This window comes from Luteibacter sp. 329MFSha, from assembly GCF_900111665.1.
In the GTDB taxonomy this organism is placed as follows: Bacteria; Pseudomonadota; Gammaproteobacteria; order Xanthomonadales; family Rhodanobacteraceae; genus Luteibacter.
Window position 1 is genome coordinate 111,371 of record NZ_FOJE01000002.1, and the last position, 21,369, is coordinate 132,739.

Here is a 21,369-nt window from a genome sequence, read left to right on the forward strand (position 1 = left end):
CTTGGGGGGGGCTCACCGGCGCGGCGCCTGCCCTTGGCCCCGGCGCCGGTGGCAACCACAATAGGCGCATGTTCTCCCGGGTCACGCCCCCATGTGTCTGATCGCCTTCGCATGGCGCGCGCATCCGCGCTGGCGCCTCGTCCTCGTCGGCAATCGCGACGAATTCCACGCCCGACCCACCGCGCCCCTGACCGCGTGGGACGAGGCGCCGCAGATCGTCGCGGGCCGCGATCTCGAAGCCGGCGGAACCTGGGCCGGCGCGAGCGCCCAGGGGCGTGTCAGCGTCATCACCAACGTGCGCGACCTCACCGCCGATCACGGCGGGCTCTCGCGGGGCCTGCTCGTCGCCGACTACCTCGGGTCCAACGTTCCGGCGCGCGAGCACGCCGTGGAATTGATGGCCTCCGCACGCGACTACCGGCCCTTCAACCTGCTGACGTTCGACGCGCACGACGCGTACTACCTCGGCAATCATCCGAGCGCGCGGGCGCAGCCGGTCGAACCGGGCGTGCATGGGCTCAGCAACGCCGACTTCAACGCGCCCTGGCCGAAAACCCGCGCGCTCACCCATCGCCTGACCGACTGGCTGGCGGCCGGCGCGGAGGACGACACCGACGCGCTGTTCGCGATGCTCTCCGACCAGGGCCGCTGGCCCGACGACGTGCTTCCCGATACGGGCATCGGCATCGAGCGCGAGCGCTTCCTTTCCAGCGCCTTCATCGTCGGGGAGGCCTACGGTACCCGCGCGTCCACCGTGATCCTGGTGGACGACGCGAACCGCACCGTCGTCATGGAGCGCCGCTTCGGACCGAACGGCGTTCCCGCAGGAGAGACGCGCGTCGCGGTCTGAGTTCCTCGCGCCCTGATCGAAACCGTCGTTCTTGGCGTGCGCGCGAGACTCTTTTGCCTTTGGAGCGATTGATTCCCGGGCGCCACGCCCCGAGCATGGAAAGGGTCATTCCATCCCTTCGCTCCCGGAGCACGCCATGAACATCGACCTCTCGACCCGCAGCGCCATCGTCACGGGTTCCACCGCGGGCATCGGCCTCGCCATCGCCACCGGCCTCGCGCAGTCCGGCGCCTCCGTGGTCATCACCGGTCGCACGCAGGCGCGCGTCGACGAAGCCATGGCCGCGGTGAAGAAGGCCGCGCCAGGCGCGAAGGTGACCGGTGTCGCCGCCGATCTCGGCACCGCCGAAGGCGCGGCCGCGCTGATCGAGGCGGTGCCCGATACCGACATCCTCATCAACAACCTCGGTATCTTCGAGCCGAAGGACTTCTTCGACATCGACGATGCCGAGTGGTCGCGCTTCTTCGAAGTGAACGTGAACTCCGGCGTGCGTCTGTCGCGCCACTACGCGAAGGGCATGAAGGATCGCGGCTGGGGTCGCGTGCAGTTCATCTCCAGCGAGTCGGCCGTGCAGATCCCGGGCGAGATGGTCCACTACGGTGTCACGAAGACGGCGCAGCTCGGTGTGTCGCGCGGTCTGGCCGAAGTGCTGGCCGGCACCGGCGTGACGGTGAACGCGGTGCTTCCGGGTCCCACGCTGTCCGAAGGCGTCAGCGACTTCTTCGGCAAGATCGCGAAGGACCAGAACAAGTCGCAGGAGGACGTCGAGCGCGATTTCATCCAGACGCATCGTCCGACGTCGCTGATCAAGCGGCTGCTCAGCGTCGAGGAGGTCGCGAACGTTTCGGTGTACCTGGCCTCGGAGCAGGCCTCGGGCACCACGGGCGCCGCGGTCCGCGTCGACGGCGGCGTCACGCGTTCGATCATCTGACCGGACCAGGTATCGCCGGGCTACCCGCCCACCTGGCAGAGGATCCGCGAGAAGGCCCCGTCGTTTCGCTGGAACTCCGGCCGCGGCGCATGGAAGCGCCGTTCGCTCAGCGCGACCGACGTCACGCGATCCATCCGGAAGAACTTCCAACCGGTGGCCGCGCCGGACGCGCTGCCGCCGGTCACCTGCCAGGCACTCAGCAACCGGTCGCCCGCCTTATCGTCGCCGTACACATGCGGTTGCACCAGTCGCGTCGCACCCCCGTATTCGACGACGAGCAAGCGCATGGACGCGATCGCTTCGCACACGACGGTGTCGACACGGTTCACGACAGGTCGCCGTCCACGTAATACCAACGCCCGTCCTCGCGCACGAAGCGGCTGACCTCGTGCATGCGCTCGGCGCGTCCGCCACCGACGCGCATACGCGCGACGAATTCGACGATCGCGGTCTCCGGAGTCGGATTGTCGTGTCGCTTCACCGACAGGCCGAGCCATGTCGGCTTCGGTGACTGGGTGGCAAGGTCCAGCGACACGGGGCGCGTGGTCGCGTGCCACGACGCGAGGAGATAGTCCTCGCGTCCGAGGACATAGGCGCTGTAGCGGGAGCGCATCAGCGCCTCGGCCGTGGGCGCGGCGAAACCATCGTGATACGGGCCGCAGCAGGCGGCGTACGGCTTGCCGGAGTCGCAGGGGCAGGGGGCGTCGGTCATGCCGCCGATTCTAGCGAGCCGGACCGCCCTCGTTCACTTGCCCGGAAACGATCAGCGGCGAAAGGTCGTAGCCCATAGCCGTCGCGCGCTGCTTCAGCGAGTCGAACGTCGCCTTGTCCATGGCCGGCGTTCTCGAGAGGATCCACAGATACTTCCGTCCCGGTTGCCCGACCATGGCCCAGCGGTAATCGTCGTCGAGCGCGATGACCCAGTAATCGGCCCAGACGAACGGAATCCACGAGAGCCACTTCGGCGCGAACCGCACTTCGAGCTTGCCGCGCGCATAGGGCTCGGGTCGACGTGCCACGCCATCGCTGGCGATGCGCTCGCCGCTGCCGGTATCGCAGGCGTTGTGCACCGCGACCGTACCGTCGGGCAAGGGCTTGTAGGTGGCGGTGACGGCACCCGTGCACTTGCGCTGGAAGTACATCGGCAGCCGGGCGATCTCGTGCCAGGTCCCCGCATAGCGATCGAGGTCGAGGTTCGCGACGGCGGTGACGGGGGTGCTCGCGAGGGAGGCGGAGGCGACCATGGATGCCGCGATGAATGTGAAGACGTGGCGCATGACGGTCTGGATTCCGGCGGGACGACCTCCTACGATGCCCATCGGGAGTGAACGTCGTTTGAATCGAACCGTTCGGGGGGCGGGCCGATCGCATGGGGAATCCTGTCGTTCCAGTACGCCGGCCGTTGTTGCGGCGATGGCGCGAGCGCCTCGTCGAGGGCGTGGGTGTGCGCTTCGATGCCGACACGCGGTGCATCGTGCATCGTCCGGCGCGCCTGCATGTGCGCGAGCTCTCCGTGGAACGCGTGACGCGCGTGGAGGCGGGTAATCGCGACATCGCCTACGACCGCGTTTTCCTTTTCTTCCATGCCGATGGAGAGGAAACGCTGGTGGTATCCGAGCTCGACAACGGATTCGACGCCTTCGTGCGCGATCTGCGCGACGTGTTCCCGGGAATCGAGGCGTGGCAACGCGCCGTTCCGTCGGTGGCGTTCCAGCTCACGGCGGTCGATCTGTGGACCCGGGCGGCACCGGGCGAGCCTGCCGGCTGACGCCGGATCGCCGATACGATCGACGTGTGGATCAGGCGATGCGCACGACGAGCGCCACGGCACCTTCATCCAGCGCGATCCGCCCTGGCCGCAGCGCGCTGTCGCCGCGAGTGCATGTCACGCCGTCGATCACGCCGGTCCCGGCCGCGACGTGGACGAGCACGGCACCGGCCGCGTCGATCGCCCTGGCACCGCGCAGCACCTCGACGGCACCCGTCGCCGCGCCACGCCGCACCATCAGGTTGAAGTCGCGCGTCGCACCGCCGGCCAGCGCGACGGCCACGCTCGCCTCTCCCGGGAACGCGAAGGGCTCGCAAGGGACGGTCAGCGCATGCGTGCGCGTGCCGTCGAGCGTCATCGTGAAACCGTCGCCCTCCAGCAGCACGATGGTGCGGTCGATGCCGGGGAATCGCGAGAAGGGCGACGCGGTATCGACGTCCGCGATGCTCACGCGCCAGAGGAACGCGTCCATCGACGCGCCTGTCGGCGCCACCGCGATCTCGCGCGTGATGCCGAGGCCGTTCTTCCACGGCACGGCCTGGAGTTCGTCGAAGCGAACGATCGTCATGCGACGCGCTCGATGTCGCGCGCGAACGGCGGCAGCGCGCGCAACATGCCCGTGCCATAGCGTTTCGTGATCACGCGACGATCGAGCAGCACGATGCGTCCGGTATCGGTCTCCGTGCGGATCAGGCGGCCGCAGTACTGCGTGAGGATGCGCGTCGCATCCGGCACGCTCACCTCGATGAACGGGTTGCGGCCGCGCGATTCGAGCCACTCGGCATACGTGGCACCGACGGGGTCCGTCGGCACCGCAAACGGCAGCTGCGTGACGACGACCGTCTCGCATAACTTGCCGGGCAGATCGAGGCCCTCGCCGAAGGACGCCAGGCCGAACAGCGTGCTGCCCTTGCCGGCCTCGATATCCTCCTTGTGCTCCGCGATCAGCTGCGCCTTCGACAGCGAGCCCTGCGCGCGCACCTTGCGCACGAACTCGATGGGCAGTATCTGCAGGACGCGGTCGAGCTTCGCGCGCGACGTGAACAGCACGAGGTTGCCGCTGTTCCAGTCGAGGTGCTTCGCCAGCCACTCGGATACTTCGCGCGCATGGCCCTCGCGATCGTCCGGCATCGTCTTCAGCGCGGGCACGCTGAGCGTCGCCTGGTTCTCCAGGTCGAAGGGCGAGGGCAGGCTGATCGTGACCGCCTCGTTCGGCAGCCCGACCGAATCGGCGAAGCCGCGGAAGTTGCCGCCGGCGCTCAGGGTGGCCGACGTCATCACCACCGCCGACGCGTTGTCCCACAGCACGCTGCGCAGCAGGCCGCCGGCCGAGACGGCCGAGGCATGGCACACGAGCTGCTGCTCGGGTGTCATGCTGACCCAGCGCGCGAGCGGGGGCGCGTTCTCGCGATCGTCGGTCGACCACGCGTACCAGGTGCGTACCTGACGGTCGAGGCGCTCGAGCGCCACGCCCAGTTCGCGCGACAGCGCTTCCTGCGTCGGGCCGCCGGCTTCCATCTCGACCACGGTACGGCGCACCGTGCGCAGCCAGCGCTGGATGTCCTTGGTGATCAGGTGCAGGTGCTCGGCGTGCATCTTCCAGTTCTCCGGAAGTTGCCCGAGCGAGGCGCGGAAGACCGGCTCCGTCTCGCTGGACGACGGCGTCCACGACAGACGGATCTCGCGTTCGATCTCCTCCAGCGCGTTCGACATCAGCAGCAGTTTCTCGTCGCCCATTTCGAGCGTGAGGTTGCCGATGCTCTCCTTGTCCGTGAGCGAATAGGCGCCGTGGATCTGGTTCTGCAGGCGGCCGATGCGGCGCACGGCCGTGGCGAGGTGCACGTCGGCCGCGCCGCGGTCGATGGCCTTGCCCGGCACGTGGTGCGCCTCGTCGAAGATGTAGAGGGTGTCTTCCGGCTTAGGCAGGATCACGCCGCCGAAGGTGTCCTCGTCGCGTGGCATGGTGAGGTCGGCCAGCACGAGGTCCTGGTTGGCGACCACGATGTCGGCCTCGCCGATCGCGCGACGCGCCACGAAGAACGGGCACACGGCGAACGCGCCGCACTTGCGGCCGGTGCAGCCGCCCGCGCTCGTCGTCAGCATGCCGCGTACCAGGTCGGAGACCGGTTCCGGGCTGGTGTCCATGTCGCCGTTCCACTCGCGCGCCTCGAACGCCTTGCCGAGCTTCTCGACGGCCTTCGTGTCGCGTTCGGCGGGCGGGCGCGACCACAGCGCGAGGTCCGCGTCGAAATCGAAGCCCGTCTGGGCCGCGGGTTCCGAGCCCGCCATGCGCAGGTTGCGCACGCACAGGTAGCGAGCACGGCCCTTGGCCAGCGCGACCTTGGCCTCCACGCCGCACAACGAGAGGTACTGTGGGATGTCACGCTGGACCAGCTGCTCCTGCAGCGCGACGGTCGCGGTGGCGATGACCAGCTTCTTCTTCTGCGCGCGCGCGACCTCCAGGCCACCGATGAGGTACGCCATGGATTTACCGGTACCGGTCGGGGCCTCGATCACCGCCGCGCCGGCCGGCTCGGACAGCGCCTTGGCGACCTCGGCGATCATCTTCAGCTGCGCCGCGCGCCCGCGGAAACCCGCAAGGCCGTCCTTCAGCCGCGCATAGGCGGCGCGGATCGCGGCTTTGGTGTCGTCGGTGAGCATCGGGAAGGGGAAGAGAGGGGCGGATAACCCTGCAAGGTTACCCTATCGCCGTCTCACCCCACGATCGCTCACAGGTGGCGATTGACTCCCGCCGACGGCACGTTGCCCTGGGCCACGAGGCCGGCGACGACGTAGGTGTGCTCTTCCCACGTCCCGTCCGCCTGCTGCACGTGGATTTCGACCGGGCGGCCCAGGCTGTCGGAGAGGCCGGGGGCCATGGCCTCGGCGGCCGTGATGGCCATGCGCTGCGAGGCGTAGCGGCCGAGGGGTAGGGAAGCACGGCGTACGATCCACGGTCCCTGTGTCGATTCGCTGTACGGAATGAACAGTTGGGCGGAGCTGGAAGCCATGGAACCCTCGCTATCAAAGGTGGGCCAGACGGAGGGGCCACTGTCGCGACCCCTGACCGAACGCTACGCCGATCCGGCTAAAAAACCCGTTAACCCTTGTGCGGCAAGGTTTTTCCGGCCGTTTCCGTGCGCCGGAAGCAGGTCGGGGCATGACTGTCGATCAGGCCGGTCGCCTCCATCCAGGCGAAGACGATCGTGGGCCCGACGAACGTGAAGCCTCGCCTCTTGAGGTCTTTCGACAGTCTGGCGGAGAGCGGGCTGTTGGGCGGCACCGGTCCCTCCCAGCGCAGCGGCTGGCCGTCGACATAATTCCAGGCGAAGTCCGCGAAGTCCTCGCCGGCGTCCCGCATCGCCAGGAAGGCCTGAGCGTTGCGGATCGTCGCGGCGATCTTGGACGGCGACCGGATGATCCCGGAGTCGCCCAGCAGGCGTTCGGTGTCCGCCGGGCCGTAGCGGGCCACGACCTCCGGATCGAAGCCGTCGAAGGCTCGCCGGAAGCCGTCGCGACGGGCGAGGATCGTCCGCCACGACAGCCCCGCCTGGAAGCCGTCGAGGATCAGCTTCTCCCAGAGCCTGCGGCTGTCGCGCTCGGGAACGCCCCACTCCCGGTCGTGGTACGCGCGCATGAGGTCGTCCGCGTCGCCCCAGGCGCAGCGCGGCCGACCGTCGCTCACTTGTCGAGGCCGAGGTAGTCCAGCTTGCCGATCGCCACACCCTTGTGGCGCAGGATGTCGTACGCGGTGGTGACGTGGAAGAAGAAGTTCGGGATCGCGAAGGTGAGCAGGTAGGTGGTGCCGGTGAACGTGTACTCGCTGTCGCGGATCTTGCGGGAGAGGTCGCGGTTCGCACCGGCTTCGAGCGCCGCGCGGTCGACGGACCCGATCCAGGCCACCGTGTCGTCGATACGCTTGCGCAGGTCGTCGAAGGTGGCCTCGTTGTCCTCGAACGACGGCGGCTGCACGTCGGCGATGCGGGCGACGGCGAACTTGGCCGTGTCGCTGGCGCGCTGGATCTGCCCGGCGAGGTTGAGCATGTCCGGCGCGAGGCGCGCCTCGATCAGATCGGTGCCGCCGTGCGCCTCGGCCTTGGCGAGGAGGTCGGCCAGCACGCGGAAGCCGCGGGTGAAAACGGGGACGGAGGCGTCGTACGTGGAGATCGTCATGGGATGCCAGTCAGGTGAAGGATGTCGCCGATGGTGCCATACCGCGCTCCCGCGGGCATCGCGAGGTAGGCAGGCCAACGGCATGGGTCTACCATCGGACGCCTTACCCACGGCCATACGGGTTCCCATGTCGCCACTCGACGCATCGATCACCGCACCCGACGCCATCGTCGCGGTGCGTGGGCTGTCCAAGACGTACAAATCCGGCTTCCAGGCGCTCAAGCGCGTGGACCTCGACATCCGGCGCGGCGAGATCTTCGCGCTCCTCGGCCCCAACGGCGCCGGCAAGACCACGCTGATCAGCATCGTCTGCGGCATCGTCAACGGCAGCGAAGGCACGGTTACCGTCGATGGGCAGGACATCGTGCGCGACTACCGCGCCGCGCGCAGCCTGATCGGCCTGGTGCCGCAGGAGCTCTCGACCGACGCGTTCGAAAGCGTCTGGGCGACCGTGAAGTTCAGCCGCGGACTCTTCGGCAAGGCGCCGAACCCGGAATACCTCGAGAAGATCCTGCGCGAACTGTCGCTGTGGGAGAAGCGCGACTCGAAGATCATGACGCTCTCGGGCGGCATGAAGCGTCGCGTGCTGATCGCCAAGGCGCTCGCGCACGAACCGCGCGTGCTGTTCCTCGACGAGCCCACGGCCGGCGTCGACGTCGAACTGCGCCACGACATGTGGCAGATGGTGCGCCGCCTGCGCGAGTCGGGCGTCACGATCATCCTGACCACGCACTACATCGAGGAAGCCGAGGAGATGGCCGATCGCATCGGTGTCATCAACCACGGCGAACTCGTGCTGGTGGAGGAAAAGACCACCCTGATGCGCAAGCTCGGCAAGAAGCAGCTCTCGCTGCAGCTGCAGACGCCCCTGCAGGCGGTCCCGGAAGGGCTCGGGCACTGGCCGCTCGAACTGTCGGCCGACGGCAGCTGCCTCACGTACACGTTTGACGCGCAGGGCGAGGACACCGGCATCGCCGAGTTGCTGCGCAAGCTCAACGCGCTCGGCATCGACTTCAAGGACCTGCATTCGAGCGAGAGCTCGCTGGAGGACATCTTCGTGAGCCTCGTGAGGACGCACGCATGAACATCCACGGCGTTCGCGCGATCTACCGCTTCGAGATGGCCCGCACCTTCCGCACGCTGATGCAGAGCATCGCCTCGCCGGTGCTCTCCACCTCGCTCTATTTCGTGGTGTTCGGCGCGGCGATCGGTTCGCGCATGGGCGACATCGGTGGCGTGAGCTACGGGGCTTTCATCATCCCCGGCCTGATCATGCTGTCGCTGCTCAACGAGAGCATCAGCAACGCGTCGTTCGGCATCTACATGCCGAAGTGGGCGGGCACGATCTACGAACTGCTCTCCGCGCCCGTGTCGTACGTGGAGGTGGTGCTCGGCTACGTGGGCGCCGCGGCCACGAAGTCGGTGATCCTCGGACTGCTCATCCTCGCCACGGCGCGCATCTTCGTCGATTACGAGATCCTGCATCCGTTCTGGATGATCGGCTTCCTCATCCTCACCGCCGTCACCTTCAGCCTGTTCGGTTTCATCATCGGCCTGTGGGCCGACGACTTCCAGAAGCTGCAGGTCGTTCCACTGATGGTGATCACGCCCCTGACGTTCCTGGGTGGCAGCTTCTATTCGATCTCGATGCTGCCGCCGGTGTGGCAGAAGATCACGCTGTTCAATCCCGTCGTGTACCTGGTCAACGGCTTCCGCTGGAGCTTCTACGGCCAGGCCGACGTGAACATCGCGGTGAGCGTCGGCGCGACCGTCGGGTTCCTCGTGCTGTGCCTCGGCGTGGTCTGGTGGATCTTCCGCACCGGGTGGAAGCTGAAGGCCTGAGGGGCCCTCAACCGTCGTACCGGCGAAGGCCGGTACCCACGGCGAGGCGGTCGGTACCGCCTCGCCGCATCGCGCGCGATCAAGCCTTTCCGAGAAAATCCGCCTTGCCCAGCACGACGCCCACGCCGCGCAGGATCGCGTACGCCGTCGACGCGTGGAAATACACGTTGGGCAGCACGAAGCCCAGCAGGTAATCCTGCCCGCGGAAGTGCATGTCGCCGCTGCGCAGCTTCAGCACGATCTCGCGATCCTCGCTGCCGTCGATCTGCGCCGGCGTGAAGCCTTCGATCATGCCGATCACGGTCGCGATGCGCGCCTGCAGTTCCTCGAACGAGGTCTCGTTGTCTTCCATCTTCGGCGGCTCGACGCCGGCGAGGCGGTAGACGGCGCCCTTGGCCATGTCGGTGGCAATCTGCACCTGGCGGATCAGCGGGAACATGTCGGGGGTGATGCGCGTGTTGAGCAGCACCTCCGGCGCGATCTTGCGATCGGCGGCGTGCTGGGCGCCCTTGGCGAGCACGCCGGACAGGTTCTTCAGCGCGCGGACGAGGACGGGCACGGAGGTCTGGTACATCGAGATGGACATGGGCCGGAATCTTCTTGGGGCAGGGGCGGCCGGTGCGGCCGCGGCGGCGTATTGTGCGGTGTCGTTGGCAGCGCGTCGACGGCGTCGGTAGGATGGGCGCATGAGTCCACCGGACGCGCCTCTCTCCCGTGCCGAAGCCGCCCTGCGTGTCGTCCGGTTGCGGCGCGCGCAGCGGGTCTTCGAGCGTCTCTTCCGCGACCTGCCGTTCGGCAAGCGGCTGCGGACCGGCTCGTTCCTCGCGTTCAAGGGCGCGCTCGGTGCCAGCGTGGCGTTCGCGATCGGCCACGCGCTGCACACCGAACAGGCCTACTGGGCGGCCATCAGCGCCCTGGCGGTGACCCAGCCGCGCTATCTGGAATCGCGCGGCGCGAGCCGCGACCGCTGCCTGGGTACCGCATTGGGCGGTGCGGCGGGCTTCGCCGGCCTGTGGCTCGGGCATAGCGGCGACGTCCTCTCGTTCGCGCTGGCGCTCGCCGCGGTCACCCTGGTGTGCTGGGCGGCGAACGTCGCGCAGGCCGCGCGGATCGCGGGCATCACCACGGCCATCGTGCTGCTCGTGCCGGCCGAGGGGCCGCTCTGGGAGATTCCGCTGTTCCGGTTCGGCGAGGTGATCCTGGGCACGATCTGCGCGCTGCTCGTCGGCTGGATGGTGACGCGTCTGGAGGAGCGTGTCGAACACGACGAACAGGAGCCTGGCGCATGATCCCGCGCTTCCGCCATCGCGAGCAGCATCGACTGGAACGCATCGGCTGGCTACGCGCCGCGGTGCTCGGCGCGAACGACGGCATCCTGTCGACCGCCAGCCTGATGGTAGGCGTCGCGTCCGCCGCGCAGGCGAGCCGCTCCGACATCATGATCGCCGGTGTCGCCGGCCTGGTCGCCGGCGCGATGTCGATGGCGGCGGGCGAATACGTGTCCGTCAGTTCGCAGGCGGACAGCGAAGCGGCCGAGCTGGATCTCGAACAGCGCGAACTGCGCGACGACCCGACCGGCGAGCACAAGGAACTGGCGGAGATCTACGTGCAGCGCGGCCTCGACCGGGCGCTGGCGCGTACCGTCGCCGAACAGCTCATGGCGCACGACGCGCTGGAAGCACATGCGCGCGACGAGCTCGGCCTCTCGGTGACCACCGCCGCCCGTCCCTGGCAGGCGGCCGGTGCGTCGGCCCTGAGTTTCTCGTGCGGCGCGATCCTGCCGATCGCGGCGGCCGCCCTGGCGTCGCGCGAACAGGTGGCGCCGGTCACCTTCGCGGTGTCGTTGCTCGCGCTGGCCCTGCTGGGTACCGCCTCGGCGTTCATGGGCGGCGGCAACATCCTGCGCGGCATCGCTCGCGTCGTGTTCTGGGGTGCGCTGGCGATGGCCGTGACGTCGGCGGTCGGTCACGTCTTCAACGTCGCGGCCTGAATTCGCCGCGGGCGTCGGCCGTCATCGTCCTCAGCCGACCACGCAGCGATTGCGGCCGCCGTTCTTCGCCGTGTACAGCGCGAGGTCGGCGCGGTCGAACACGGACTGCGGGGTGTCGCCGGGCTGGAACTGCGCGAGGCCGATGGAGGCGGTGACGCGCACCGACTGGCGGCTGGCGTGGAAGGCCAGGTGCTGGATCTTGCCGCGCAGGCGCTCGCACACCTGGAGGGACTCGTTCTCGTCGGCGCCGTCGAACACCACGATGAATTCCTCGCCGCCGTAGCGAGCGACGAAGTCGCAGGGCCGCACGTGCTTGAGCAACGCCTGGCCGATGATGCGCAGCACGGCGTCGCCGGCGGTGTGGCCGTAGGTGTCGTTGATGCTCTTGAAGTGATCGATGTCGATCGCCGCGATGCTCAGGGGGCGCGACGTCGTCTGCCAGCTTTCGAACGCCGCCTCGATGCGTTTCTCGTAGGCGAGGCGATTGGGCATGCCGATCATCGTGTCGGTCTGAGCGAGCTCGTGCTCGCGCTCGAGCGATCGCTGCAGCGTGTTGCGCTCGGTCTCGAGCTGCTCGATGCGCTGGCGCATCTTCTCCGCGCGGGCGCGGTACGCGGTGAGGCGCGCGCCCTCGCGGTCGCGGAAATCGCGGAAACAGTGCGTGATCGTTTCGAGGCTGGCGTTCACGCGCTCGCGCAGCTCGTGCACGTCGTCGATCTCGAGGGCGGCTTCGCCGAGCAGGCGCATCTCGTGCGCCACCGAGGCGTCGAGGGCCTGACCGTTCGCTTCGCCGTTCGACTGGTCGACCAACTCGCGCGACATGTACTGGCTCATCTCGTCGAGACGGCCGGTCACGTGCCGCAGCACGCCCTGCAGCGCGTCGATCTCGCGTTGCAGGCCGAGGCGCTGTTCGTTGACGAGGTCGGCGAGCCGGTCGCCGCAGGCCGCCAGCGCCACCAGGTCGCCGGCGTCCGCCACGTCGTGGCGCAGGTCGTTGGCGCGGTCGGTGAGGCGCGGCATCACCACGATGCGGTCGACCAGACGACTCAGGGCCGACTGCACCGACGAGCCGTGCTCCGTGCGCTGCGGGCGCGTGATGGCGACCGAGCGTTCTTCGCGCGCGCCACGCGGCCGGTCGCCCAGGCTGTGGATGGCCTGCGCGAGTTCGTTGACCAGGGGCTCGAGCGCGATGGGCTCCATGGGGCCGCCGAGCGCCGCCGAGAGACGTTCGATGTGCGGATCGACCTGATCGTGCGCGCCGTGCGCCACGCGACCCAGGCATCCGACGAGCTGGCGCAGCAGGGACTCCGCGGTGCGCCATTGCGCCTCTTCACGGGTCAACCGCTCCACGGCTTCGTGATACTTGCTTTCCCAGAGCTGGTTGTCCAAACGCACGTCCCGACCGTCGCGTAAGAGTCGATTCCGTCACATCATACGATGAAGCTTGCGAATTAGCTCAGGTTTCCCGGCCCGCCGGCCGGGCGGTCACACGAGCCGTTTCAGGCCCGGCTTCACGAACGGCATGGTGAGCATGGTGCTCGCCACCGCCATCAGCAGCAGGGCGGTGAACGTCTCGCTGCTGATCACGTGGCGGTCGAGCAGGATGTTGACGAAGATGATCATGATCAGCGCCTTGGTCTGCAGCAGCCAGCCGATCGTCCACGCGTCGCCGCGTGCCCAGCCGAGGATCCGGCCCGCGAGACCGACACCCGCCAGCTTCCCCGCGATCGAAGCGACCAGGAGCAGCGCCGCCGCGCCGAAGACGGCGGCACCGCCGACGGACCAGTTCGTGCGCAGCCCGGTCGACAGGAAGAAGACCGGCATGATCACGAGCAGCACGTGGTGGCGCAGCTTGTCGAGGTTCTCCAGCGTGAACCAGTCGCGGTCCATGACGGTACCGGCGAGGAAGGCGCCCACCATGTAATGCAGCCCGGACCAGTCGGCGCCGTAGCCGCAGGCGGCCAGCCAGACGAGGCCGACGTACCAGCGATCGACTTCCCTGAGGCGCGCCATCAGGCGTCGGAACAGCCACGCCGCCACGGCGAAGCCGATCAGGAAGGCCGCCTGGTGACCGACGCGCTTCCAGTCGAGCAGGATGATCGCCAGCACGGCCCAGATGGCGATGTCGTCGAGGCTCGCGTAGCGCAGCACGCGCTGACCGAGCGGCTCGCGCAGGATGTCGAGCTTCTCCATCAACAGGATGAGGATGGGCAACGCGGTGACCGCGCAGGCCATCCCGATGCCCAGGACGAACTGCCACGTGGTGGCCGTCTCGCCGATCCAGCCTTCCCGCCAGGCGAGCATGCCCATGGCGGCGAGGCATCCCGTCGCGAGCGGCGCGCCGAGCGCGAGCGCCGCCGTCGTGCCGCACTCGCGGCGCTGGCGCCACACTTCGCGCAAGTCGAGTTCGATGCCGGCGATCCACACGAACACCATCACCGCCCACCACGCGATGCCGTTGAGCGCACCGATGACCGGTGGCGCGAACACCGTCGTGTAGTAATCGGGAAACACCTTGCCCAGCACGCCGGGCCCGAGCACGATGCCCGTGACGATCTGCACGACCACCAGCGGTGCCCAATGGTCGGTGCGGAAGACGCGCCAGATCAGATACGGCACGCCCAGAATGATCGTCATCGCGATCAGGAACAGCTCGGTCGTATTCATCCATCCCTCCCCAGGGTCGGCAGAGGGTAACCGAATCCCGTGACGGCTACATCGGCGGCTGCGCGAGTTCCTTCGCGTCGAGATAGCCGTCGTGGTTGCGGTCCAGCTTGTGGAACTGGTGGATCAGGTTGCGCTGGAATGCGTCGAGGTGGACAGGGCGGGCGCCGGGGCGGGTGGGGCCGTCGTTCGCGTCGAGCACTCCGTCGCCGTTGACGTCCATGCGCAGGAAGCCCTGGCTCATGTAACGCACGTATTCCGTTTCGTCGATGCGGCCGTCGCCGTCGGCATCCATCCAGCGCAGGTACTCGGACGGCGTGCGCGGAAAATCCTGCGCGGACGCGGTGGCGGTCGCGAACAGGCCGAGGACGAGCAGGGGGAGGCGGGTCATGGGCGGGCAGTCTGCCTCATGCCCCGGGGGTTTGTCGCCCCGCGCTCGCTGGGAGTAGATTGAAGGGCTCCTACCTTTCCGCGACGGGATCGACGCCATGATCTACGACAGCATCCTCGACACGATCGGCCGCACGCCCATCGTGCGCCTGCACCGGATCGCCCCGGCCCATGTCACGCTCTACGCGAAGGTCGAATCCTTCAACCCGGGCGGATCGGTCAAGGACCGCCTCGCGATCGCCGTGATCCTCGACGCCGAGCGCAAGGGGCTGCTCAAGCCCGGCGACACCGTCGTCGAGGCGACCTCCGGTAACACCGGCGTCGCGCTGGCGATGGTCTGCGCCGCGAAGGGTTACAAGTTCGTGGCGACGATGGCGGACAGCTTCTCGGTGGAGCGCCGCAAGCTGATGCGCGCGTATGGCGCGAAGGTGATCCTCACCCCGGCCGCCGAGCGCGGTAGCGGCATGGTGCGCAAGGCCGAGGAGCTCGCGGCGAAGCACGGGTGGTTCCTGCCCCGGCAGTTCCAGAATCCCGCCAATCCGGCCTACCACCGCAACACCACTGCGGCGGAGATCATGCAGGACTTCGCGGGCCGCCGCCTCGACGCCTTCGTCACCGGGTGGGGCACCGGCGGCACGCTCACCGGCGTGGGCGAGGTGCTGAAGGTGGCCCGCCCGGACGTGAAGATCGTGGTGTCCGAACCGACGGCCGCGCCGTTGCTTTCGGGCAAGCCGTGGTCGCCGCACAAGATCCAGGGCTGGACGCCGGACTTCGTCCCCGACGTGCTCAATCGCGAGGTGTTCGACCGGAACGTCCCGATCGACGAGGTGGTCGCGCGCGACACGGCCCGCCGGCTGGCGCAGGAGGAGGGGATCTTCGTGGGCGTGTCCGCCGGAGCCACCGTCGCCGCCGCGCTGGAAGTGGCGAAGGACGCGGAGAAGGACAGCGTCATCCTCGCCATGCTCCCGGATACGGGCGAGCGGTACCTGTCGACGTTCCTGTTCGAGGGCGTGGAAGAAGGGACGGACGAGGCGTGGCTCAATACGCTGCCATGACGCCCGCCGCACCGCTTTTGTAGGAGCGGACCTGGCCGCGAACGCTCCTGGCGAAGAGCATCAGGGCCCGTCGCTTCCGGCGAAAGCTTTCGCGGCCAGGTCCGCTCCTACAAAAACCGCCGTCATGCGCATCCGACATCCGCACTGCATTCCCGTCACGCGACAAGCGGCAGTTTGGCCTTCTCGAACACGAGGAGACCAACTGCCATGACATTTTTCCGCAGCAAGAGCGTGGGCGAAGAAATCCTGGGCCGCGCGCACCGGATCGCCGGTGCGGCGACGGGTCATCATCCGCGTGAGGCGCTGGGTACCGCTCGCGAATACGCCGGCCGCGCCGGGGCGCTCGCCTCGGACGCGTTCGTGGGCGCTGGCCGCGGCGTACGTCGCCATCCGGGTGTGAGCCTCGCCGTGGGCATCGGCATCGGCGCGGCGATCACGGCCCTGCTCGTCGCGCGCCATCGTGCGCAGGTGCACCTGCGCGACGACCACGACGAACACGATCCCACCCGCCAGCGCCCGACGAACAGCGCGGGCGACGCGCTGGACGGCTCCGGCGAAGACAACCCGATCCCCGGCGACAGCGGGTATTACTGAGGTCCCGCCGATCCACTGTGGGAGCGGACCCGGCCGCGACAGCTTCTCGCGGAAGCGCTCAGGCCCTGGTGTTCACGGCCTCAGAAGATGTCGCGGCCAGGGCCGCTCCCACATGTCATCGGACCGCCGACGAGGTGGGAGCGGAGTCGGCCGCGACAGCTTTTCGCGGAAGCGCTCAGGCCCTGGTGTTCACGGCCTCAGAAGATGTCGCGGCCAGGGCCGTTCCCACATGTCATCGGATCGCCGACGCGGTGGGAGCGGACCCGGCCGCGACAGCTTTTCGCGAAAGTGCTCAGGCCCCGTTGCTGCCGTCAGGCAGCCGTGGCGCGGCGGCGTAGCACCGCCAACGGCTGCGCCCACACCGCGCCCGGCCGCCGCTTGCTCGTCACCAGCGTGAGCTCCGATGGCTGGAACACGTTCACGTTGTGCGTGGCGGGCGTGGTCAGGATGTACTGCGCGCGCGTGCTCTTGAGGAACGCGCCCACCTTGTCGATGTTGAAGATGTCGAGGTGGGCGAACGGCTCGTCGATGAAGACGAAACCGCCGGGGCGGTCCTCGTCGCGCATCAGCGCCACGAGCAGCAGCAGCGACTTCATCACCTGCTGTCCGCCGGATGCCTCGCCGTCGTCCATGCCGATCCAGCCCTTCTTGTCGAACTCGAAGCGGACGTGCAGCGCGGCCGACGCGAGTGCCAGGTCGTCGTTGCTGAGTTCGGGAAGATCGACGTCGACGCCGATGCCCGCCAGTTCGGCAAGGACCTTGAGGTTCTTCGCGTAGCGGCGCACGGTGTTGCGCAGCACCTGGATGTAAGCACCACGCGCCTCGTGCGTGATGCGCGACGCGCGCTCCAGGTGGATGCGGCGCTTCTCCAGATCCAGCTTCAGGCCTTCGTGATCGGACGAGAACTTCTCGCGCAACGCGAGCACGCTCGGATCCTGTTCCCAGTGACCTTCGTCGAGACGCCGCTCCACGCGATCGATCTCGCGACGCACGGCGGCGGGCGATTCGTAGCGTTCGCGCAGCGCGGCCATGGCCACGCGGCCGCGATGGGCGAGCGGCACGTGGGCGCGCTTCGCGCGATAGGCGCGCAGACGGTCCACCTGTTCCGCGCGCAGCGTGTGGTGCTGGCGCACGGCATCGGCGAGCTGACGCTGCACGTCGCGCTGTTCGCGCGCCGCGTTGTCGCGCAGGTTCGACGTGCGCAGGCGCTTCTCGCGCACGGCTTCGTAATGCGCTTCCGCCGCGACGTGGCTGTCGGCCGTGCGCTGCACGTCTTCGCGCAGGCGAGGCTGCTGTTCGCGCGCTTCGGCGAATTCGTCCGCGCGGTCGGCCAGCTGGCTGCTGGCGCTGGCGCCGCGAAGCACGGCTTCGGCGTCGCTGGCGCGCGTCAGGGCGTCCTTGCGCTCGCTGGCGATGTCGCGCAGGCGGGCCTCGATGTCGCGCAGCTTCGCTTCGCCATCGCGGAGCTGTCGCTCGCGCGCGCCCGCGCCGAAGTACATGTCGTCGACACCGAGGTGGCGGCCACCGCGACGCTCGCGGAAGTAACCCTGCGGGGTGATCCAGTCCTGGTCGCGGCCGACCTTCGCACCGTCCGCCACGTCCTCGACGCGACGGATGCGGTCGAGGTTGCGCAGGAGCCAGTCGGGCGGCGCCGCCGAGAACGACACCACCTCCAGCAGCGAACCCGATGTTGCCTTGCCGGCCGGTGCCCGATCCGCCACGACGAAATGCTTGTAGCGATGCTGCTCGCCGAGGCTCCAGGCCTTCTCGCGATCGCGCGGATCGTCGAGCAGCACCACGTGCCTATATCCCGCGAGGATCGCTTCGACCGCCGGCTGCCAGCGCGGCTCGTCGATCTCGACGATCTCGCTGAGCATGCTGTGACGGATGCCGGCGTCGTCCAGCGCGCGGCGGAACGACGCCTCGAAATCCGGGGTGTAGCGACGGCCGCTTCGCCAGGCCGACAACTGGCTGGTCAGCGTCGCGAGGTCCTGGCGCAGCCGGCCTTCTTCGGCCTGCAGCTGGTTGACGCGGGCGCGCGCATCGCGCGCGACGTCGGCGAGGCGCTCGTGATCGGCGCCGCCCTGCGCGGCCACCATCTCGCGCAGGCGTGTCTCCTGCTTGATCAGGAGGTCGTTCTGCGCGAGCTCGGCGCGCGCGGCGTCGAGGCTCTTCTGCGTCTGCTGGCGCGCGAGGTCGGCTTCGTGCTGTTCGGCACGCAGGCTCTCGCCACCCGCGTCGAGCTCGCCCAGCTGGCGCGTGAGCTCCGCATCGCGACGTTCGAGTTCCGCCACGCGGCGTTTCACGCCCGTGAGCTGCGGACGCGCGCCGCGGATGCCCGCGCCGAGATCGGCGAGTTCCGTGCGCGGCAGGACGTCGGCGACGAGGTCGACGCGCTCGGTCTTCAGCGCGTTCCACTCCTGGTACGAGCGGGCGCGTGCTTCGGCTTCCTGCAGACTCACGCCGATCAGCGAAAGCTGGTGTTCGAGGCCGTGCTGCTCGCGATCGGCTTCCATCTGCTCGTTGCGGGCACGCTGGTAATCGTCGAGCACGGCCTTGTCGCCGAACACGTCGAAGACGAGGTCGAGCAGCGCCTTGGGCGGCAGCTGGCAGAGCTTGTCCGTGGCGCCCTGTTCGAGCGTGAGAACGCGACGGATCGCCTGCGACAGGCCGGCGCCTTCAAGCCGCACGCGGTATTCGCGCAGGCCGAGGAATTCGCCGCGCGCTTCGATCTCCTCCACGCCGACGTCGCCGCCGAGCACGGCGTACTGACGCGTCCACTCGCCGCCCTTCTTCTGGATGCGGCAGGCGAGGGTCACCTCGCGATCCATCAGCGGGAAGAACGGCCGCTCGCCGCTGGGGCCCGGGACGTTGCCCACGCGGGCGCGCAGCCAGGCGAACGGCTTGCCGTTGTGGCGCAGGTAGCTCTTGTAGTCGCGGTTGCCGGCGCAGTCGATGGTCAGCAGCGTGCGCAGGGCATCGAGCAATGTGGTCTTGCCCGAGCCGTTGGGTCCGACGACGGTGACGATGTTCGTGTCGAGTGGGAGGCTGAATCGCTGCCAGTAATCCCAGTGCACGACTTCGAGGCTGCGGAAATCAAACATCGGTGCTTTCCTCGGTCTCGTCGAGCGGCAGGTCGTCTTCGTCGTCGGTCGCGGCTGGCGCCGGCCGCGACGCGGCCTCGGCGAGCAGGTCGCCCAGCGCGCCATCGAGGATGCGCCGCGCCGTGCGCTCGTAGTCGAACGCGAGGTCGAGCAGCGGGCCTTCGGCCACTTCGCCCTTGCGACGGATGATGAAACCGAGGCGATTGAGCGTGCCGAGGTTGAAGCCGACGCGCGTCTTGCCGCCGAGCTTGTCGCCGAAGTCGGCGAGCAGCGTGCGCTCGGCGATGACGGGCGAGATCGTCGGATCGCGCGGGATGGGTTTCTCCTCGGCGAACATCTGGCCCTGCGACGCCGCGGCTTCCGCATCCTGGCGCTCGACCTGGCGCTGCCGCTTCGGCAGCACGATCAGGGCCCAGATGACCACCAGCAGCGCGACGCCGTCGCGATCCAGCTGCAACGTGTTCGAGATCCAGCTGTCGCTGCCGCCGAAGACGGCGCGCTCGCTCTTCCGCGCCACGGCGAGGCCGATGTACGCGGCGTAGGGGTGTTCGCGCAGTTCGAGGCCGACGGCGTCGAGGCGGCGGTCGAGTTCCTCGCGGAACGCTTCGTCGAGCAGCGCCTTGCGTGCCTGCGCGTCGTCGCGCGGGAGCCAGCGTTGCGCGAGCAGGCGGGTGACCAGGCTGGCGGTTTCGTCATGCATCGGCAGTGTTGTCCTTCGCGGGGTCGCGCGGACGCAGGCGTCCGGCGCTCACCAGGGCGATCTGGGGCAGGTCGGTCTCGATCAGGCGCGGCTCGATCTCCAGCGCGAGCGGCAGGCGCGCGAGGTCGGCGGTGCCGCCTTCCAGCGCGGCCGACTCGGGATCGCCGAGCAGGCCGAGCAGCGAGAGCCGATAGGCGGAGAGCGCATAGTCGTCGCCGACGAGCGTGGCTTCGAGTTCGCGCGGCGCGTCGATCGCCGCCAGTTCCGCGTGCCACTCCTCGAGGAAGCGCAGGTCTTCCTCGTCCATCGGCAGGTCGGCGGTCTCCGGCGGTTCTTCCGCGCCGGGCAGCGCGGTGCTCTCCGCGGCGAGGCGCTCGCGTTCGAGCAGCTCGAACTCGGCGACATCGAGCGCGATCTGGTCGTGGATGAAGGGCGCGGGCAGGGGCAGCAGCAACTGGCCGTCCTCGAACGACGCCAGCGTGTCGATGTCCTGCGCGCGGAGCCAGCCGACCAGGTCGGACGACGACAGGCCGGTGCGACCGAGGTGCACGCGGTGCTGGTCGATCTTGTTGAGTTCGCGCTGGAACGTGCCCGCCTGGCGCAGCAGCGCGCTCTGGGCGCGGCCGACCGCCTGGGCGAGCCGATGGGCCGCCGGTTCCAGGTCGTCCTTCTCCGTGATCGCCGCGACGACCTCGGTGCCTTTCTCGACCCAGGTCCAGACGGCGTCGAGGCGCTCGGCGGCGCGGCGGATGCGGTACTCGGACCCCGAGAGCACCGCGCGATCGAAGTCTTCCTTCAGCTCGGTGAGGCGGGACAGCAGGTGGCCGAGCTCGTCGACCGACACGCGCCCCACGGCCTGCCCGGCGGCGAGCTGGGCGGTGAGGTAGCCGAGGCCGTCGTCGTCGTCGTTTTCGAACTCGAGCATCGCCGCGATCGCGGCCAGCGCCTTGCGGCCCAGCGGACCGACGCGGTAGCGCATGGTCTCGCCGTCGTAGACCAGCATGTCGTGGTCCTTCAGGCGCTGGACCACGGTCTCGAGCTTCACCGCGTCGACGAAGGCGAGGTGGTCGCGGATCTCCTGCGGTGTCCATTCGGTGGCATGCGGTCGCCCGCCAAGGGTGCGCAGCACGAGCAGGCGCAGCAGCACCTGCGCCTCGCCGCCGTGGAACAGCGCGGAGAACGCGCGCAGCAGCCCGCGCCCGCGCAAAAGCGGGAAGACGGCGGGAATGTCCTCGGCGACGATGCCGTCGCGGAAAAGATCCTGCAGGCGCTCGTCGTGGACGGTGGTGTCGGTCGGTCCGCTCAAGG

At 68.7% G+C, this 21,369-nt stretch carries 24 protein-coding genes; 9 read left to right on the plus strand and 15 right to left on the minus strand.

Going from position 1 to position 21,369, the window contains the following annotated elements:
- Positions 1 to 91 precede the first annotated feature (91 nt).
- Positions 92 to 850 (plus strand): NRDE family protein, encoded by a 759-nt coding sequence (locus tag BMW54_RS11810; protein WP_090056160.1) that lies wholly within the window; start codon positions 92 to 94, stop codon positions 848 to 850.
- Between the two features lie 136 nt (positions 851 to 986).
- Positions 987 to 1,781 carry an SDR family NAD(P)-dependent oxidoreductase gene (locus BMW54_RS11815; RefSeq protein WP_090056161.1) on the plus strand — a complete coding sequence of 265 codons (795 nt, stop codon included), beginning with the start codon at positions 987 to 989 and terminating at the stop codon, positions 1,779 to 1,781.
- Positions 1,782 to 1,801: 20 nt separating this feature from the next.
- Here BMW54_RS11815 and BMW54_RS11820 read toward each other — a convergent pair whose 3' ends face one another.
- From BMW54_RS11820 to BMW54_RS11830, 3 genes are read right to left on the minus strand one after another with little or no spacing between them, the layout of a single operon-like run.
- Positions 1,802 to 2,068 (minus strand): hypothetical protein, encoded by a 267-nt coding sequence (locus BMW54_RS11820; RefSeq protein ID WP_139206096.1) that lies wholly within the window; start codon positions 2,066 to 2,068, stop codon positions 1,802 to 1,804.
- Positions 2,069 to 2,106: 38 nt separating this feature from the next.
- Entirely contained in the window at positions 2,107 to 2,493 is a 387-nt protein-coding gene (locus tag BMW54_RS11825; RefSeq protein WP_090056165.1) for a YchJ family protein, read from the minus strand.
- Positions 2,494 to 2,503: 10 nt separating this feature from the next.
- Entirely contained in the window at positions 2,504 to 3,058 is a 555-nt protein-coding gene (locus tag BMW54_RS11830) for a lipocalin family protein (protein WP_090056168.1), read from the minus strand.
- Between the two features lie 92 nt (positions 3,059 to 3,150).
- Between BMW54_RS11830 and BMW54_RS11835 the strand changes: the two genes are divergently transcribed.
- Positions 3,151 to 3,549: a hypothetical protein gene (locus BMW54_RS11835; RefSeq protein ID WP_139206097.1), complete on the plus strand. Its 399-nt coding sequence runs from the start codon at positions 3,151 to 3,153 to the stop codon at positions 3,547 to 3,549.
- 31 nt (positions 3,550 to 3,580) lie between these two features.
- Here the strand turns inward: BMW54_RS11835 and BMW54_RS11840 are convergent, their stop codons facing one another.
- The 5 genes from BMW54_RS11840 to BMW54_RS11860 form a co-directional block, all read right to left on the minus strand.
- Entirely contained in the window at positions 3,581 to 4,117 is a 537-nt protein-coding gene (locus tag BMW54_RS11840; RefSeq protein WP_090056173.1) for a HutD/Ves family protein, read from the minus strand.
- On the minus strand, positions 4,114 to 6,210 hold the full coding sequence (gene dinG / locus BMW54_RS11845; protein WP_090056175.1) for an ATP-dependent DNA helicase DinG: 2,097 nt from the start codon (positions 6,208 to 6,210) through the stop codon (positions 4,114 to 4,116). The genes BMW54_RS11840 and dinG overlap by 4 nt, the downstream gene beginning before the upstream one ends.
- A gap of 68 nt (positions 6,211 to 6,278) precedes the next feature.
- Positions 6,279 to 6,560 (minus strand): DUF2188 domain-containing protein, encoded by a 282-nt coding sequence (locus BMW54_RS11850; protein WP_090056177.1) that lies wholly within the window; start codon positions 6,558 to 6,560, stop codon positions 6,279 to 6,281.
- Positions 6,561 to 6,649: 89 nt separating this feature from the next.
- A complete protein-coding gene (locus BMW54_RS11855) occupies positions 6,650 to 7,234 on the minus strand; it encodes a DNA-3-methyladenine glycosylase I (RefSeq protein ID WP_256374590.1) in 585 nt (194 codons plus the stop codon).
- Positions 7,231 to 7,722, minus strand: a complete 492-nt coding sequence (locus tag BMW54_RS11860) for a DUF1993 domain-containing protein (protein ID WP_090056180.1) — start codon at positions 7,720 to 7,722, stop codon at positions 7,231 to 7,233. Before BMW54_RS11860 ends, BMW54_RS11855 begins: the two co-directional genes overlap by 4 nt.
- A 127-nt stretch (positions 7,723 to 7,849) precedes the next feature.
- On the opposite strand from BMW54_RS11860, the gene BMW54_RS11865 reads away from it, so the two are divergent.
- Together BMW54_RS11865 and BMW54_RS11870 are read left to right on the plus strand one after the other, a co-directional pair.
- Positions 7,850 to 8,806, plus strand: coding sequence for an ABC transporter ATP-binding protein (locus BMW54_RS11865; protein WP_090056181.1), 957 nt, complete (start codon positions 7,850 to 7,852; stop codon positions 8,804 to 8,806).
- Positions 8,803 to 9,564, plus strand: coding sequence for an ABC transporter permease (locus BMW54_RS11870; protein ID WP_090056182.1), 762 nt, complete (start codon positions 8,803 to 8,805; stop codon positions 9,562 to 9,564). The genes BMW54_RS11865 and BMW54_RS11870 overlap by 4 nt, the downstream gene beginning before the upstream one ends.
- Before the next feature lie 79 nt (positions 9,565 to 9,643).
- Here the strand turns inward: BMW54_RS11870 and BMW54_RS11875 are convergent, their stop codons facing one another.
- Positions 9,644 to 10,150, minus strand: coding sequence for a DUF1993 domain-containing protein (locus BMW54_RS11875; protein ID WP_090056183.1), 507 nt, complete (start codon positions 10,148 to 10,150; stop codon positions 9,644 to 9,646).
- A 100-nt stretch (positions 10,151 to 10,250) separates the two neighbouring features.
- Here BMW54_RS11875 and BMW54_RS11880 point away from each other — a divergent pair, with 100 nt between their 5' ends.
- Entirely contained in the window at positions 10,251 to 10,853 is a 603-nt protein-coding gene (locus BMW54_RS11880) for an FUSC family protein (RefSeq protein ID WP_090056185.1), read from the plus strand.
- Positions 10,850 to 11,554 carry a VIT1/CCC1 transporter family protein gene (locus tag BMW54_RS11885; protein WP_090056187.1) on the plus strand — a complete coding sequence of 235 codons (705 nt, stop codon included), beginning with the start codon at positions 10,850 to 10,852 and terminating at the stop codon, positions 11,552 to 11,554. The genes BMW54_RS11880 and BMW54_RS11885 overlap by 4 nt, the downstream gene beginning before the upstream one ends.
- Positions 11,555 to 11,584: 30 nt before the next feature.
- Here the strand turns inward: BMW54_RS11885 and BMW54_RS11890 are convergent, their stop codons facing one another.
- From BMW54_RS11890 to BMW54_RS11900, 3 genes are all read right to left on the minus strand, one after another.
- Complete coding sequence (locus BMW54_RS11890; protein ID WP_139206098.1) at positions 11,585 to 12,949, minus strand: GGDEF domain-containing protein; 1,365 nt, start codon at positions 12,947 to 12,949, stop codon at positions 11,585 to 11,587.
- Between the two features lie 90 nt (positions 12,950 to 13,039).
- Positions 13,040 to 14,221: a cation:proton antiporter gene (locus BMW54_RS11895; RefSeq protein ID WP_090056190.1), complete on the minus strand. Its 1,182-nt coding sequence runs from the start codon at positions 14,219 to 14,221 to the stop codon at positions 13,040 to 13,042.
- Positions 14,222 to 14,267: 46 nt separating this feature from the next.
- Positions 14,268 to 14,609 carry an EF-hand domain-containing protein gene (locus BMW54_RS11900; protein WP_090056191.1) on the minus strand — a complete coding sequence of 114 codons (342 nt, stop codon included), beginning with the start codon at positions 14,607 to 14,609 and terminating at the stop codon, positions 14,268 to 14,270.
- A gap of 97 nt (positions 14,610 to 14,706) precedes the next feature.
- Between BMW54_RS11900 and cysK the strand changes: the two genes are divergently transcribed.
- Entirely contained in the window at positions 14,707 to 15,663 is a 957-nt protein-coding gene (cysK, locus tag BMW54_RS11905) for a cysteine synthase A (protein WP_090056193.1), read from the plus strand.
- Positions 15,664 to 15,870: 207 nt separating this feature from the next.
- Positions 15,871 to 16,257: a hypothetical protein gene (locus tag BMW54_RS11910; RefSeq protein WP_090056194.1), complete on the plus strand. Its 387-nt coding sequence runs from the start codon at positions 15,871 to 15,873 to the stop codon at positions 16,255 to 16,257.
- Positions 16,258 to 16,568: 311 nt separating this feature from the next.
- Here the strand turns inward: BMW54_RS11910 and BMW54_RS11915 are convergent, their stop codons facing one another.
- Genes BMW54_RS11915 through BMW54_RS11925 form a run of 3 tightly spaced genes read right to left on the minus strand, consistent with a single transcriptional unit; the run spans position 16,569 to position 21,367 of the window.
- A complete protein-coding gene (locus tag BMW54_RS11915; RefSeq protein ID WP_175472845.1) occupies positions 16,569 to 19,361 on the minus strand; it encodes an AAA family ATPase in 2,793 nt (930 codons plus the stop codon).
- Positions 19,354 to 20,061, minus strand: coding sequence for a hypothetical protein (locus BMW54_RS11920; RefSeq protein ID WP_090056198.1), 708 nt, complete (start codon positions 20,059 to 20,061; stop codon positions 19,354 to 19,356). The genes BMW54_RS11915 and BMW54_RS11920 overlap by 8 nt, the downstream gene beginning before the upstream one ends.
- A complete protein-coding gene (locus tag BMW54_RS11925) occupies positions 20,054 to 21,367 on the minus strand; it encodes a hypothetical protein (protein ID WP_090056201.1) in 1,314 nt (437 codons plus the stop codon). The genes BMW54_RS11920 and BMW54_RS11925 overlap by 8 nt, the downstream gene beginning before the upstream one ends.
- Positions 21,368 to 21,369 lie beyond the last annotated feature (2 nt).

Bases quoted from the DNA above. Each gene is read 5' to 3' on its own strand.
- BMW54_RS11810 (WP_090056160.1), top strand. From the start codon at position 92: ATGTGTCTGATCGCCTTCGCATGGCGCGCGCATCCGCGCTGGCGCCTC.
- BMW54_RS11815 (WP_090056161.1), top strand. From the start codon at position 987: ATGAACATCGACCTCTCGACCCGCAGCGCCATCGTCACGGGTTCCACC.
- BMW54_RS11820 (WP_139206096.1), bottom strand. From the start codon at position 2,068: ATGCGCTTGCTCGTCGTCGAATACGGGGGTGCGACGCGACTGGTGCAA.
- BMW54_RS11825 (WP_090056165.1), bottom strand. From the start codon at position 2,493: ATGACCGACGCCCCCTGCCCCTGCGACTCCGGCAAGCCGTACGCCGCC.
- BMW54_RS11830 (WP_090056168.1), bottom strand. From the start codon at position 3,058: ATGCGCCACGTCTTCACATTCATCGCGGCATCCATGGTCGCCTCCGCC.
- BMW54_RS11835 (WP_139206097.1), top strand. From the start codon at position 3,151: ATGGGGAATCCTGTCGTTCCAGTACGCCGGCCGTTGTTGCGGCGATGG.
- BMW54_RS11840 (WP_090056173.1), bottom strand. From the start codon at position 4,117: ATGACGATCGTTCGCTTCGACGAACTCCAGGCCGTGCCGTGGAAGAAC.
- dinG (WP_090056175.1), bottom strand. From the start codon at position 6,210: ATGCTCACCGACGACACCAAAGCCGCGATCCGCGCCGCCTATGCGCGG.
- BMW54_RS11850 (WP_090056177.1), bottom strand. From the start codon at position 6,560: ATGGCTTCCAGCTCCGCCCAACTGTTCATTCCGTACAGCGAATCGACA.
- BMW54_RS11860 (WP_090056180.1), bottom strand. From the start codon at position 7,722: ATGACGATCTCCACGTACGACGCCTCCGTCCCCGTTTTCACCCGCGGC.
- BMW54_RS11865 (WP_090056181.1), top strand. From the start codon at position 7,850: ATGTCGCCACTCGACGCATCGATCACCGCACCCGACGCCATCGTCGCG.
- BMW54_RS11870 (WP_090056182.1), top strand. From the start codon at position 8,803: ATGAACATCCACGGCGTTCGCGCGATCTACCGCTTCGAGATGGCCCGC.
- BMW54_RS11875 (WP_090056183.1), bottom strand. From the start codon at position 10,150: ATGTCCATCTCGATGTACCAGACCTCCGTGCCCGTCCTCGTCCGCGCG.
- BMW54_RS11880 (WP_090056185.1), top strand. From the start codon at position 10,251: ATGAGTCCACCGGACGCGCCTCTCTCCCGTGCCGAAGCCGCCCTGCGT.
- BMW54_RS11885 (WP_090056187.1), top strand. From the start codon at position 10,850: ATGATCCCGCGCTTCCGCCATCGCGAGCAGCATCGACTGGAACGCATC.
- BMW54_RS11895 (WP_090056190.1), bottom strand. From the start codon at position 14,221: ATGAATACGACCGAGCTGTTCCTGATCGCGATGACGATCATTCTGGGC.
- BMW54_RS11900 (WP_090056191.1), bottom strand. From the start codon at position 14,609: ATGACCCGCCTCCCCCTGCTCGTCCTCGGCCTGTTCGCGACCGCCACC.
- cysK (WP_090056193.1), top strand. From the start codon at position 14,707: ATGATCTACGACAGCATCCTCGACACGATCGGCCGCACGCCCATCGTG.
- BMW54_RS11910 (WP_090056194.1), top strand. From the start codon at position 15,871: ATGACATTTTTCCGCAGCAAGAGCGTGGGCGAAGAAATCCTGGGCCGC.
- BMW54_RS11915 (WP_175472845.1), bottom strand. From the start codon at position 19,361: ATGTTTGATTTCCGCAGCCTCGAAGTCGTGCACTGGGATTACTGGCAG.
- BMW54_RS11920 (WP_090056198.1), bottom strand. From the start codon at position 20,061: ATGCATGACGAAACCGCCAGCCTGGTCACCCGCCTGCTCGCGCAACGC.